Here is a 12,729-nt window from a genome sequence, read left to right as displayed (position 1 = left end):
CAGTGTGCGTGGTGTCCGGCTCCTTCGCCGGGCGCCCGACGCCTGTCACCCGTACTGGGGACGGCACGTGCACCGAGACCGAAAGGCCGTTCTTCCGTGTGGAATGCCCGCAGGAAATGCAAGCGATTACAGGTATACCTTCCCGCAAGTCAATCGCCAAACCGGGATCCTTCTATCGATACGGGTTTGTGACCATTCGCGTTTCGGGTTGGTTATGCAAGCGTTTCCATTGGGTTGACGCATGACGTACAGTGGCGCCATGACTTCCGAGTGGTGGCGCACCGCCACGATCTACCAGATCTATCCACGCTCCTTCGCCGACGCGAACGGCGACGGCATGGGCGACCTCGCGGGCATCACCGCGCACCTCGGCGACCTCGAGGAGCTCGGCATCGACGCCATCTGGCTGTCGCCCTTCTACACGTCGCCCCAGAAAGACGCGGGCTACGACGTCGCCGACTACTGCGACGTCGACCCGCTGTTCGGCACGCTCGCCGACTTCGACGCGATGCTGGCCGAGGCGCACAGCCGCGGCATCCGCGTCATCGTCGACCTCGTGCCCAACCACACGTCGAGCGAGCACGCCTGGTTCCAGGCCGCCCTCGCCGCCGGCCCCGGCAGCGTCGAGCGCGGGCACTACATGTTCCGCCCCGGCCGCGGCACCGACGGCGAACTGCCCCCGAACAACTGGGAGTCCGTCTTCGGCGGCCCCGCCTGGACCCGCATCGTCGAGGCCGACGGCAACCCGGGCGAGTGGTACCTGCACCTGTTCGACTCGTCGCAGCCCGACCTCGACTGGAACGACCGCTGGGTGCGCGACCGGTTCCTCGACGTGCTGCGCTTCTGGCTCGACCGCGGCGTCGACGGCTTCCGGGTCGACGTCGCCCACGGCCTCATCAAGGCCGACGGCCTGCCCGACTGGACCCCGGCCGAGGGCGCCGGCAGCATGGGCGGCGCGGGCGGGCTCGACGACGAGGCATCCGAGGCCCCCTCCGCAGTGCACGCCGACACCGTCGGCACCGATGCGGCCGGCGTCGCCCTCGAACCCGCGATCAGCGAGGAGAACGGCGACGGCGCCCCCTACTGGGCGCAGGAGGGCGTGCACGAGGTCTACCGCGAGTGGCGCACGCTGCTCGACTCCTACGAGGGCGAACGCATCCTCGCCGCCGAGGCGTGGGTCGACCCGCTCGCGAAGGTCGCCAAGTGGGTGCGCCCCGACGAGATGCACCAGTCGTTCAACTTCGCCTACCTCGAGACCCCGTGGGATGCCGCGGCGCTCCGCTCGGTCGTCGACGCCTCGCTCGCCGCGTTCGGCGCCGTCGGCGCGCCCTCCACCTGGGTGCTCTCGAACCACGACGTGGTGCGCCACGCCACGCGCCTGTCGGTCACCGAGGCGAACCCGCAGGGCCACGGCCTCGGCCCGCGCTCGAAGGGCCTGCCCGAGTACGCCACCGGCGTGCGCCGTGCCCGCGCCGCCACCGCGTTCATGCTCGCGCTGCCCGGCTCGTCGTACCTCTACCAGGGCGAGGAGCTCGGCCTGCCCGAGGTCATCGACCTGCCCGACGACGCCCGTCAGGACCCGACCTGGTTCCGCACGGACGGGGAGCGCTACGGCCGCGACGGATGCCGCGTGCCGCTGCCCTGGACGTCGGATGCCGCGAACTACGGCTTCGGCGCCACCGGCACGCCCTGGCTGCCGCAGCCCGCGCAGTGGGGCGAGCTCGCACGCGACGTGCAGCAGGGCGACCCCTCGTCGACGCTGGCGCTCTACCGCGCCGCGCTCGGCCTGCGCCGCGAGCACGCGCTCGGCGCCGGCTCGCTCGAGTGGCAGACCCTCGACGGCGTCGACTCCTCGGTGCTCGCGTTCCGCAACGGCGACGTGCTCGTCGTGGCGAACACCGGCTCGGCCCCCGCCGCGCTCCCCGCCGGCGCGACGGTGCTGCTCACGAGCGGCCCGCTCGACGGCGACGCGCTGCCCGGCGACACGACCGCCTGGCTCGCCGCCTAGCTGCATCCGGCCGACCGCCGACCGGCACGAACGCTCGAACGGGCGCCCGCACACCGCGGGCGCCCGTTCTGCGTGTCGGGCGAGCCGCGGCATCCGCTCGCGGCGTGCGCGGTGGCGAGCAACAGCATCCGGTCGGGGCTCATGCTGCGCCGCGGCATGCGCTCGAGGCTCCCGCTGCGCCGCGGCATGCGCTCGAGGCTCCCGCTGCGCCGCGCCGTGCCTCGCGTCACCCGGGCAGCGCATCGCCGGTCAGCGCGTCATCGGGTCGTCCGCGGACGACGGCCGCGCACGCTGGGCAGGCTCCCGACGACTAGTTCGTGTTGGCGTAGAGCCACTCGAGCGGGTCGACCCACTCGCCGTCGATGCCGCCGATGCGGATCTCGAAGTGCAGGTGCGGGCCGGTCGACATGCCGGTGGTGCCGGTGTTGCCGAGCACGTCGCCCACGTGCACGACGTCGCCGACCTCGAATCGCCGGGAGTCGTACTGCATGTGCGCGTACACGCTCGTGACGGTCTGGCCGTCGATCACGTGGTCGATCATGGTGACGACGCCGAGCGAACCGCCCTCGTCGGTCGAGTTCGAGACCACGCCGTCGGCGATCGCCTGGATCTCGGCGCCGTAGCCGGGGTTGAAGTCCTGGCCGTGGTGGTCCGACGAGCAGCCGGCGCAGTCGCGGTAGCCGAACCGGTCGCCGATGTGCACGCCGACCGCGAACGGCCATTGGATCGTGCCGTTCGGGTCGTTCGTGAAGGTCGCCTCGGGGCGGATGCCCGCCGCCTCGGCGTACTCCTCGATCGTCTGCGACTCGTAGCCCTCGCGATCGACCGACTGCGCGACGACGTCGCCGTTGATGAGCAGGCGCTGGCCGACGAGCGAGTCGGTGCCGTACTGGCTGAGGGCGAGCGCCTGCACGTCGTCTTCGGTGAGGAGCGACAGCGACGGGATCGTCGTGGTCACGGCCAGCATCGCGACGAAGCTCATGGCGACGATGCTCGCGAGGCCGCGCGCACGACGTCGCTGCGGTCGCGGGGCCGCGGGGCGCGCGTCGGCCGACGGCTTGGCCGTCGTCTCGGCGGCGGTGTCGCGGCGCCGGCCCTGGTGCGGAGCGGCTGCGGCGGTGCCGCGAGAACCGCGGCGCGAGGAACGGGCGGATGCCTCGGGCTGCCGACTCGCCGGATGCCGCTGGCGTCGGGCGGTGGCCGACGCGGCCTCCGACGCGGGCGTGCCCGTCTCTGACTGCAGGCCGAAGATGTCGAGTCCGGTGATCTCGGTCGTCGCCGGGATCTCGAGGGGGGCGGCCGGCATGGGGATCGCGGGAGCGGCTGCGCGCGCCTGCGGCCCGGCGGGCGCTGCCGCGGGCGCCGGGTCGGCCGCGCGCCGGGAGCGGCGCGATTGCTCGCCCGCCGGCGCCTGCGGGGCGACCGGAGCGTGCTGCGAGGCGAGCGGCTGCGACTGCGACTGCGACTGCGCAGTTGCCTGCGGGCGCACGTGCGCCTGCTGCTGGACCGGCGCCTGCCGCCCGGCTGCGGCGGCCGGAGGCTCCGCCTGGGCGCGGCCCTGGGGCCGTACGGGCGCGGTGCCGCCGAACAGCTCGTCGAACGAGGCGCGCGGGGCCTGCGTCTCGGGTCGCGCCTGCGGCTCGGGTCGCGCCTGCGGCTGCGCCGGCTGCCGGGGCTGCTGGTGGGCCTGCTGAGCGGCCGACGGCTGCGCCGGCTGGGCCGGCTGCTGGTGCGCCTGCTGCGGAGCCGGCATCGGCGCCTGCTGCTGCGGCATCGACTGGGTCGCCTGCGCCTGCTGCGCCGCCTCGAGTTCGCGGAGTTCGCGACGGGTGAGGGGTCGCCCGGACCGCAGGGGATCCATGTTGCCGGGCGTTGGGGCGTCCGGCACGAGGGAGGGCTCGAGCACGGTGGGAAGGACCTTCGACGATGAGCGGGGGAACGGAGGTGGCATCCCGACTCGTGCCGAGATTACAGATTCATAAAGGCTACCCCGGACCCGTCATCGAGCGCCACGTCGAACTGGCGGATTCGTTGCCGAACGGCGCTCGGGCGACGTATTCCGCAGGTTCCGATTCGTCGCGCCCGTGGCACCGGCGGCGCTTGCGGACAGGCTGCGAAACTCCTGCGAATCATCGACCGGCGCGACTCGTCCGCGAGTCGTCGGCGCAGGCTCTGTTCAGGCCTGCATGCCGGCACTGCGCAGCAGGGCTACCAGTTCCTCGTGCAACCCGGGCGCCGCGGCGACGAGCAGCTCCGAGTTCTCCGGGCCGCCGTGCGGCCCCGCCACGCGAGCACCCGCCTCCCGGGCGATGAGGCCGCCTGCTGCGTGGTCCCAGGCGTTGAGCCCGTGCTCGTAGAAGGCGTCGATCCGGCCCGCGGCGAGCGCGCACAGGTCCAGCGCGGCCGACCCGTTGCGACGGATGTCGCGGATCGAGGGCAGCACCCCCAGCAGCACCTCCGCCTGCTGTCGACGCACATCCGCGGCGTAGCCGAAGCCCGTGGCGACCAGCGCCTGATGCAGCGGCACACCCCGGTTCACCCCGAGCGTCCGCGCGCCGGCGCGCGCGCCTCCGCCGAGATTCGCCTCGAACAGCTCGCCGGTGACCGGGTTGCTCACGACGCCCGCCAGGGTCGTGCCGTCGATCGCACCCGGGCCGCCCGCGGCATCCGCCCCACCGCCCTCGGCGACGGCGACGCTGACCGCCCACGCCGGCAGGCCGTAGAGGAAGTTCACCGTGCCGTCGATCGGATCGACGATCCAGTCGAGGCCGCTCGTGCCGATGTGCGCTGCGCCCTCCTCGCCGACGATGCCGTCGTCGGGGCGCGCGTCGAGGATGAGCGACCGGATGAGCTCCTCGGTGTCGCGGTCGACCGCCGTCACGATGTCGGTCGGCGTCGACTTGGTCGCCGCCACCGAGACCCCGTTCCGCCGCGCCTCGAGCGCGTACTCGCCCGCACGCACCGCGATGTCTCGCACGAGGTCCAGCAGGTCGGAGGATGCCGCGGCGGAGGTCATGCCCCCAAGCTACGCGCCCACCGGCCCGCCGTCACGGGCCGCACCCGTCGGCACGCATCCGTCGATACGCCCGAGTCGGCCCGCACCCGTCTCTGCACGCACCCTCGGCCCACACCCGTCGGCCCGCACACGCCGGGCCGCACACTCGATCGCGACCGTGCCGATCGCGCCCACGGAACGACGAAGCCCCGGCTCCGAACGCGTGGCGTCGGACCGGGGCTTTCTCGTGGCGAGTGAGGGATTCGAACCCCCGAAGTCGATGACAGCTGATTTACAGTCAGATCCCTTTGGCCGCTTGGGTAACTCGCCAGTCGCACCCGACCGAGTTCTGCACACAACCGGGGGCCTGTAAAGGATACCCGCAGTGCGCCGAGTCGTGAAATCGAGGCCCGAACCGGATGCCGCGGCATCCGCTCGCTCGTCGAGATGCCCGGAACGGCGCGGCCGTCAGCCGACTACTGCGCGCGCCACCACGGCATCTCGGCCGTCGTGTTGTGGTCTTCGCCGGGAAGCTCGGCCGTGTCGCTCGTGGAGTACTGCGGCGCGGCGATCGGCGCCGCTACAGCCGCTGCGGCCGCCGCCGCCGCAGCCTCGGCCGCCTCGCGCTCCCGCCGCTCGTCGTCCTGCCGCCACGACTGCGTCGACCCGCGGAGGCCCGCGCGCTGGATCACCCGCTGGATCGTGAGGCCGCGCTCGTTGGGCTTCGGCACGAAGCGGATGTCGCGCAGCCCCTGTTCCTGCGCCGCCGACTCGAACACGAAGTGGCCGTAGCCGAGGATGCGGCCGATCAGCGGCCGATGCACCGAGATGTCGAGGATTCGCGCGAGCGGCATCGTCGCGATGTTCTGCGTGAGGATGCCGTGCACGCGGAACACGCGCATGTTCGTGATGACGAACCGGTCCATGCGCGCGCCCAGGATGCGCCACGTCGCGTGCACCAGGAGCGCGAGCGAGAGCAGGAGCGGAACCCAGTAGGCCTGCGACGGCAGCCACAGGATCAGCAGCAGCACCGGGATCGCGGCGAGCGCCTCGAGGATCGCGCCGACGACGGCGGCCCAGTGCTTGCGCACCTCGTCGACGACGAACTCGCCCTCGTCGGCGATCAGGTGCCGTTCGACGCGCGGGTCGGGGAACGCCATGGCGCTACGACGACGCGAGCGTGCTGAAGAACTGGCCGATCGCCTCGGTCGCGCTGAACACGGCGCCGAACGCGCCCTGCACGATGTTCGCGGCCTCTTCGGGGCGTGTGATCACGTAGAACGCGGCGAACACGACGACGAGCGTGAGGACGATTCGTTTGACCCACTTCACGTGCGTGATTCCCTTCGGTTCGGTGGTTGGCGGACACCGCCCCTCCCCCGAACGTGGGCCCGACCGTGCATTTCTACCTCAGGAAGGCGGGGCGGGCAACGCGCCACGCAGGGTCGGCGACGATAGGATGTCGAGGTTCAGCCCGACCCGTACGGAGGCCCGATGGCCGGCATCGAAGAGGTCGCCCGGCTCGCCGGCGTCTCCACGGCGACCGTTTCGCGCGCGCTCAGCGGCCGCGGACACGTCTCGGCGGCGTCGAAGACGAAGGTGCTCGACGCGGCAGCGCAGCTCGGCTACGTCGTCTCGTCGAACGCCTCGAGCCTCGCGTCGGGGCGCACGCGCAACATCGGCGTCGTGATCCCGTTCCTCAACCGCTGGTTCTTCTCCTCGGTGCTCGAGGGCGCGCAGGGCGCGTTGCTGCGCCGCGGGTACGACCTGACGCTCTACAACCTGTCCGGCGACAGCGGCGAACGTTCGAGCGTGTTCGAGCACTTCCTGCTTCGGCAGCGCGTCGACGCCGTGATCGCCGTGTCGCTCGAGCTCACCGAGCCCGAGGTCGCCCGCCTGCACGATCTCCGCAAGCCTCTCGTGGGCGTCGGCGGGCCGATCGAGGGCGTGCGCACGCTCACGATCGACGACGTCGCCGTCGCCACGCTCGCGACCGAGCACCTGCTGGCGCTCGGCCACCGGCGCATCGCGCACATCGGCGGCGACCTCGAGAACGACCTCGACTTCCACCTGCCCACGAATCGCCGCCACGGCTACGAGCACGCGCTGCACGCCGCGGGCATCGAGGTCGACGACCGCCTCTTCGCACCGGCCGACTTCACGATCCGCGGCGGGTTCCACGCGGCCAAGCAGCTGCTCGGCGTGCCCCACGACCGACCCACCGCGATCTTCGCCGCCTCCGACGAGATGGCCATCGGCTCCATCCTCGCGGCACGCGAGCTCGGCCTGGTCGTGCCCCGCGACGTCTCGATCATCGGCATCGACGACCACGACCTCGCGGACTTCTTCGGCCTGTCGACGGTCGCCCAGTTCCCGCGACTGCAGGGCGAGAAGGCCGTCGAGATCCTCATGGAGCAGCTCGAGCCCGGGTCGGATGCCGCGGCGCCCGCCTCGACCCCGTTGCCGTTCGAGCTGCGCGTGCGCTCGTCGACGGCCACCCCGCCGCCCGCCTGAGCGCGCGTGCGACGCCCGCGCCGCGGCATCCGCTCTTCCTGAGATGTCGCCCCTCGGTAGACTGGCCCGCATGGCTGATTCCACGTTTGACATCGTCTCCAAGGTCGACCACATGGAGGCCGAGAACGCCGTCAACCAGGCGCGCAAGGAGGTCGAGCAGCGCTACGACTTCAAGAACGTCGGCGCCTCGGTCGAGTGGTCGGGCGAGAAGATCCTGCTCAAGGCCCAGACCGAGGAGCGCGTCAAGGCCGTGCTCGAGGTCGTCGAGTCGAAGTTCATCAAGCGCGGCATCACGCTGCGCTCGCTCGACACCGGCGACGCGTACGCATCGGGCAAGGAGTTCCGCATCGAGATCTCGCTGAAGAACGGCATCGACAGCGAGAACGCGAAGAAGATCTCGAAGATCATCCGCGACGAGGCGCCGAAGTCGGTCAAGAGCCAGATCCAGGGCGACGAGCTGCGCGTCTCGTCGAAGAGCCGCGACGACCTGCAGGCCACCATGGCGCTGCTGAAGGGCAAGGACCTCGAGGTCGCCCTGCAGTTCACGAACTTCCGCTGAGCGCCGCCGCCCGGGCGCGCACGCCGCGCGCCGCGCGTTGCCCCCGCAGGAGGACGACTCTCACACCCGAGGTCGTGTCGCCGCGTCCTCGCGCGTTCGATTCGTCCTCCCGCGCGCGGCGTCGACCCGAATCACATGAGACGGACCGGGCGGCTCACCACCGGCAGACCGGCACGCCGCAGGCGCTCGCCCAGCACTCGCCGCCCCCACATCTCGGACCAGTCCCACCGCGCGAAGCCGCGAAGCACGAGACGCAGCTCGTCTTCGCGTTCCTTCTCGGCGATCACCACCGCGGCCGACGCACGCGCGCCCCGCTCGCCCAGGTACTTGCCCTGTCCGTCGGCTTCTGCGCCGACCCCGTACTCCTCCCAATGGAAGTCGAGGAACGCCGAGCGTTCCAGATTCGGGAGCCAGAGTCGATGCTGCAGCTCGGGCGGCGGAAACCCGAGCTCCTCGATGACGAGCCGGCTGGCGGTCTCGAGCGGCGTGTCAGCCAGCGGTGTGGTCCGTGACAGCACGGCCTCGGCCCGACGACTCCCGGGGTACGGGAGCAATCGCTCGTGCTCGGCGCGCAACCGCGAGACGGTCGTGAGCGGAGGAGGTGCGTCAGCGCCACGGCCCACGCGAAGCGCGGCATCCGTCGCCGTCAACGCGGCCGCGAGGCTCGCACGCCGTGCCAACTGCACGAGCGTGAACTCGACGGATGTCACGGAGTACCCGAGTGCGGTCGAGACGGTGAAGTCGCGGCTCTTCGCGACCGCGGTGAGACCCGGACGACTGTGTCCATGCCGATCCGAGGACATGACGAAGACGCGCTCGGGCCACGGGCCGATGATCGGCAGCCCCATCAGCGCGCACGCGGAGAAGCCCGTGAAGATCGGCTGCTCGAGCGATTGCGCAGCAGCGAGGACTCTCATCGTGTACTGCCTGACCCGCCCTTCGCTCGCCGACGCCGCCGTGCTCGGGTCGGCGGACGGAAGGTAGACGCCCCGATGCACGCGTTGCAGGGAGCCGTCGGCGACGGCCGAGGCGAGGCGTGCACCCAGGCCAGCGGCACGAACGTCTCGTGCGAGCACGAACCCGTGCCGATTCCGTGGAAGGTCCATGCGTCGATGCTGTCGTCGGATCCGCCGGAGAGAGCTCATCCGACCCGTTCTCCGAAGGGCTCTGCGCCGAACCTGCCTGTGCAGGATGAGTGCCCGCCGCGGTCGCCCGGGGCGGGCACGAGGAGGGCGCGGAACGGGAGGGCGCGGAGCGGGCGGCCGCCGGCGCGCAGGGGCGGGCCCACGCCCGGCCGCGTCAGCGCTGCGGGGCGTACCCGCGCAGCCAGCGCGTGATGGCCGCATAGGCGGCGGCGCGCACGGGCTCGCGCGAGAGGAACACGTCGTGCAGCGCGCCGTCGAGCCGAGCGACGGTGACCGTCGGTCCGAGGCGCAGCGTGCGCTCGGCGATCTCGTCGACGACGAGCACGATGTCCGACGAGCGCATGGCCTCGTCCCACCTGGGCAGCAGCGTCGACCTCGCCGAGAGCAGGGTGAGCACGGGCGCGCCGACGTCGATGCCCGCGGCGACCGTCGCGTGCCCGGCGAGCACCCCGGTCAGCCACGCGGGGTGCGTGGTGAACCCGCGGTCGGGCCGCCAGGCGTGGTCGTACTCCCACTCGCCGCCCTGCTCCTTGGCCACGGTGCGTGTGTAGAACCCGAGATCGACGTTCGGCATCGGCCCGAGCGGGTTCACGCGCGCGCCCCAGCCGATGACCGGTGCGAGCGCCTGTCGCCCGGCACTGCTGAGCTGGAACTCGAGCCAGGGGCTGTTCAGCACGAGGGCGGCCGCACGCCCGGGGTTGCGCGCCGACCACAGGCTGAGCGTCAGCCCGCCGGTCGAGTGGCCGAGCAGCAGCAACGACCGGGCTGATGTCGCGTCGCCGCGTCCGTGCCCCATCACCGCCAGCGCCGCCTCGATGTCGGCGTCGTAGGTGGCGAGGTCGGTCACGAAACCGGGCGTCTGCCCAGGCCGGAGGCTGCGCCCGTACTTGCGAAGGTCGAGCGCGAAGAACCGCGCCCCTGCGTCCGACCAGTAGCGGGCGACCTCGGGGTTGAAGAAGTAGTCGCTCCACCCGTGCACGTAGAGCACGTCGATTCCGGATGCCGCGCCGCGCCGCAGCGGCCAGCGGAACCCGGGCGAGTGCCGCACGATCGTCGCGACGACCGCGCCCTCGTCGTCGCTGCCGAGCGGGAGCGTGCGCTGCTCGAAGCCCGGGCCGAGCACGTCGGGACGCCAGCCGTCGGGTGTGCCGCCGGTGGTCGCACGCGCAGGCCCGGATGCTGGCGCTGGAGCGGATTCCGTCTCTGGCACGACACCTCCCCCGGGGTCTCGGTGCGACCCAGCCTATCGCCGCGTCGTGACGGATCGACCGGACGCCGTCGCGGCCCGCGTCGAGGGTTCAGCCGCCGACCGAGGGCGGACCGACGAGCACCAGCGCGACGATGGCACCCGCGAGCATCGACGGCCCGAACGGGATCGAGCCCCGGAGTGTCACGCGCCTCGCGGCGAGGCCGACGATCGCGATGACGCCGCCGATCACGAAGGCTCCCAGCAGGCCGATGAGCCACGCGGTGAGGCCGAACCATCCGAGCACGAAGCCGATCAGCAGCGCGAGCTTCACGTCGCCCATGCCCATGGCGCCCGGCGAGATGAGGGCGAGCAGCAGGTAGACCGCGAACATCGCGGCGGCTCCGCCAAGGGCGTAGAGCGCGGGCGCCGCCCTTGCGGTGAACAGCGAGGCGAAGCCGACGAACACCGCGACCACTCCGAGCGTCGTGAAGACCACCGTGTTGGGGAGTCGGTGCTCGATGAGGTCGACGAGTGCGAGCACGGTCGCTCCAGCGGCGAACACGAGCAGCGCGGGCAGCAGCGGCCAGGCGCCGAAGCGCAGCCCGAGCAGGCCGAAGGTCACCCCCGTGATGGCAGCGGACAACACCCGAACGGTGCGCCGAGGCATCCGCTCCTCGCCGATGCCGGCGGGAGTCCGCAGCGCCCGCTGCACCAGCGCCGAGAGCGACCACCACCCCAGCGCGGCGCCGAACGCGGTGAGCAGGAGCGCGAGCACCGCGAACGAGATGGAGGCGGCAGCGGCGGATGGCACGTCGTGCAGCGTAGTCGGTCGACGCGCTCCGCCTCGGGCGTCGTGCACAGGCCGCGCCGCGGCATCCGTCCGGCCGCCGGATGACGCGGCCCAGGTCGGCCTACACCTCGCCGCGCGACACCTGCACCATGTCGTCGCGGGGCACGACCTTGATGCGCACGCGGCCCTCGGCCTCGCCGAGCGAGCGCTCGTGCTGGTCGAGGCGATGCCATCCGTCGAGGTCGGTGTAGGCGATGCCCCGGGAGTCGAGCAGCTCGAGCACGGACTCCTCCGACGGCGACTCGGGCCGCCACCAGTTGCCGAGGTCGTTGATGACGTGCTTGATGGTCTCCATGGCGTCGGACTTCGTGTGCCCGATGAGGCCGACGGGCCCGCGCTTGATCCAGCCGGTGGCGTAGACGCCGTACATCTGCCGCGACTCGCCGGTCTCGGGGTCGCGCGTGAGCACCTGGCCCTCGTGGTTCGGGATCACGCCGAACTGCTCGTCGAACGGGATGCCGGGCAGCGGCGACCCGAAGTACCCGACCGCCCGGTAGACGGCCTGGATCGGCAGCTCGCGGATCTCGCCCGTGCCGACCGCGCCGCCCGCGCCGTCGGACCGCGTGCGCTCCCACCGGATCGCACCGACGCGGCCCGTGCCGTCGTCGACGATCTCGAGCGGCTTGGCGAAGAAGTGCAGGTGCAGGCGCCGCGAGGCCTCGCCGACCTCGCGCTGCCGCCACTGCTGCAGCACCTTGTCGATGACGAAGACCTGCTTGTTGCCGGCGACGGCCGCACGGGCCGCATCGTCGTAGTCGAAGTCCTCGTCGTAGACGATCATGTCGACGTCGCGCAGTTCGCCGAGCTCGCGCAGCTCGAGGGGGGTGAACTTGACGGATGTCGGGCCCCGGCGTCCGAACACGTGCACGTCGGTGACGGGCGAGGCGGCGAGCCCGGCGGCCACGTTGTCGGGGATCTCGGTCACCATTAGGTCCTCGACGTGCTTGGCGAGCATGCGGGAGACGTCGAGGGCGACGTTGCCGTTGCCGATCACGGCGACCGACTCCGCCTCGAGCGGCCACGTGCGCGGCACGTCGGGGTGGCCGTCGAACCAGCTCACGAACTCGGCCGCGCCGTACGAGCCGTCGAGCCCGATGCCGGGCACGCGCAGCGAGGCGTCCTCGACGGCGCCCGTCGCGAAGATGACCGCGTTGTAGTGGCGCTTGAGGTCGTCGAGCGTGAGGTCCTCGCCGAATCGGACGTTGCCGAAGATGCGGATGTCGCCCCGGTCGAGCACCTCGCGGAGGGCCGTGATGATGCCCTTGATGCGCGGGTGGTCGGGCGCGACGCCGTAGCGCACCAGGCCGTAGGGCGCCGGCAGGTGATCGAAGAGGTCGATCGAGACGTCGAAGTTGCGCTCGGCCTTCAGCAGGATGTCGGCGGCGTAGATGCCGGCCGGGCCTGCGCCGACGATCGCGAGTCGAAGCTTGTTCCTGGTCACGTGCTCGATCCTCCCCGATTCGAACGCC

The 12,729-nt window shown here is 71.9% G+C and carries 11 protein-coding genes and 1 tRNA gene; 3 read left to right on the top strand and 9 right to left on the bottom strand.

Going from position 1 to position 12,729, the window contains the following annotated elements; all coding sequences use genetic code 11:
- Nucleotides 1-259: 259 nt before the first annotated feature.
- On the top strand, nt 260-2,008 hold the full coding sequence (locus tag ACFVS8_RS08660) for a glycoside hydrolase family 13 protein (RefSeq protein WP_387060324.1): 1,749 nt from the start codon (nt 260-262) through the stop codon (nt 2,006-2,008).
- A 310-nt stretch (nt 2,009-2,318) separates the two neighbouring features.
- Here ACFVS8_RS08660 and ACFVS8_RS08655 read toward each other — a convergent pair whose 3' ends face one another.
- The 5 genes from ACFVS8_RS08655 to ACFVS8_RS08635 form a co-directional block, all read right to left on the bottom strand.
- Nucleotides 2,319-3,869 carry a M23 family metallopeptidase gene (locus ACFVS8_RS08655; RefSeq protein WP_387060322.1) on the bottom strand — a complete coding sequence of 517 codons (1,551 nt, stop codon included), beginning with the start codon at nt 3,867-3,869 and terminating at the stop codon, nt 2,319-2,321.
- 315 nt (nt 3,870-4,184) lie between these two features.
- On the bottom strand, nt 4,185-5,024 hold the full coding sequence (locus ACFVS8_RS08650) for an inositol monophosphatase family protein (protein ID WP_387060319.1): 840 nt from the start codon (nt 5,022-5,024) through the stop codon (nt 4,185-4,187).
- 227 nt (nt 5,025-5,251) lie between these two features.
- Nucleotides 5,252-5,333 (bottom strand) — tRNA-Tyr (locus ACFVS8_RS08645).
- Between the two features lie 146 nt (nt 5,334-5,479).
- Complete coding sequence (locus ACFVS8_RS08640; RefSeq protein ID WP_387060316.1) at nt 5,480-6,163, bottom strand: PH domain-containing protein; 684 nt, start codon at nt 6,161-6,163, stop codon at nt 5,480-5,482.
- A gap of 4 nt (nt 6,164-6,167) precedes the next feature.
- Nucleotides 6,168-6,335: a hypothetical protein gene (locus tag ACFVS8_RS08635; protein WP_170298535.1), complete on the bottom strand. Its 168-nt coding sequence runs from the start codon at nt 6,333-6,335 to the stop codon at nt 6,168-6,170.
- Nucleotides 6,336-6,497: 162 nt separating this feature from the next.
- Between ACFVS8_RS08635 and ACFVS8_RS08630 the strand changes: the two genes are divergently transcribed.
- Both ACFVS8_RS08630 and ACFVS8_RS08625 read left to right on the top strand, forming a co-directional pair.
- Nucleotides 6,498-7,517 carry a LacI family DNA-binding transcriptional regulator gene (locus ACFVS8_RS08630; protein WP_387060312.1) on the top strand — a complete coding sequence of 340 codons (1,020 nt, stop codon included), beginning with the start codon at nt 6,498-6,500 and terminating at the stop codon, nt 7,515-7,517.
- Nucleotides 7,518-7,587: 70 nt separating this feature from the next.
- Nucleotides 7,588-8,076 carry a YajQ family cyclic di-GMP-binding protein gene (locus ACFVS8_RS08625; RefSeq protein WP_387060309.1) on the top strand — a complete coding sequence of 163 codons (489 nt, stop codon included), beginning with the start codon at nt 7,588-7,590 and terminating at the stop codon, nt 8,074-8,076.
- A 131-nt stretch (nt 8,077-8,207) separates the two neighbouring features.
- On the opposite strand, the gene ACFVS8_RS08620 is transcribed toward ACFVS8_RS08625, so the two are convergent.
- From ACFVS8_RS08620 to ACFVS8_RS08605, 4 genes are all read right to left on the bottom strand, one after another.
- On the bottom strand, nt 8,208-9,182 hold the full coding sequence (locus ACFVS8_RS08620) for a type IV toxin-antitoxin system AbiEi family antitoxin domain-containing protein (protein WP_387060306.1): 975 nt from the start codon (nt 9,180-9,182) through the stop codon (nt 8,208-8,210).
- Nucleotides 9,183-9,375: 193 nt separating this feature from the next.
- Entirely contained in the window at nt 9,376-10,344 is a 969-nt protein-coding gene (locus ACFVS8_RS08615) for an alpha/beta hydrolase (protein ID WP_387061197.1), read from the bottom strand.
- Nucleotides 10,345-10,519: 175 nt separating this feature from the next.
- Nucleotides 10,520-11,221 carry a prepilin peptidase gene (locus ACFVS8_RS08610; protein ID WP_387060303.1) on the bottom strand — a complete coding sequence of 234 codons (702 nt, stop codon included), beginning with the start codon at nt 11,219-11,221 and terminating at the stop codon, nt 10,520-10,522.
- Nucleotides 11,222-11,321: 100 nt separating this feature from the next.
- Nucleotides 11,322-12,701 (bottom strand): FAD-dependent oxidoreductase, encoded by a 1,380-nt coding sequence (locus ACFVS8_RS08605; protein ID WP_387060300.1) that lies wholly within the window; start codon nt 12,699-12,701, stop codon nt 11,322-11,324.
- Nucleotides 12,702-12,729 lie beyond the last annotated feature (28 nt).

Source organism: Agromyces sp. NPDC058110 (genome assembly GCF_042884735.1).
Lineage (GTDB): Bacteria > Actinomycetota > Actinomycetes > Actinomycetales > Microbacteriaceae > Agromyces.
This window is presented reverse-complemented; position numbering and strand designations above follow the sequence as displayed.

Coding starts and splice junctions, on each gene's coding strand:
- ACFVS8_RS08655 (WP_387060322.1), bottom strand. CDS start 3,869: ATGGATCCCCTGCGGTCCGGGCGACCCCTCACCCGTCGCGAACTCCGC.
- ACFVS8_RS08650 (WP_387060319.1), bottom strand. CDS start 5,024: ATGACCTCCGCCGCGGCATCCTCCGACCTGCTGGACCTCGTGCGAGAC.
- ACFVS8_RS08625 (WP_387060309.1), top strand. CDS start 7,588: ATGGCTGATTCCACGTTTGACATCGTCTCCAAGGTCGACCACATGGAG.
- ACFVS8_RS08620 (WP_387060306.1), bottom strand. CDS start 9,182: ATGGACCTTCCACGGAATCGGCACGGGTTCGTGCTCGCACGAGACGTT.
- ACFVS8_RS08660 (WP_387060324.1), top strand. CDS start 260: ATGACTTCCGAGTGGTGGCGCACCGCCACGATCTACCAGATCTATCCA.
- ACFVS8_RS08630 (WP_387060312.1), top strand. CDS start 6,498: ATGGCCGGCATCGAAGAGGTCGCCCGGCTCGCCGGCGTCTCCACGGCG.
- ACFVS8_RS08640 (WP_387060316.1), bottom strand. CDS start 6,163: ATGGCGTTCCCCGACCCGCGCGTCGAACGGCACCTGATCGCCGACGAG.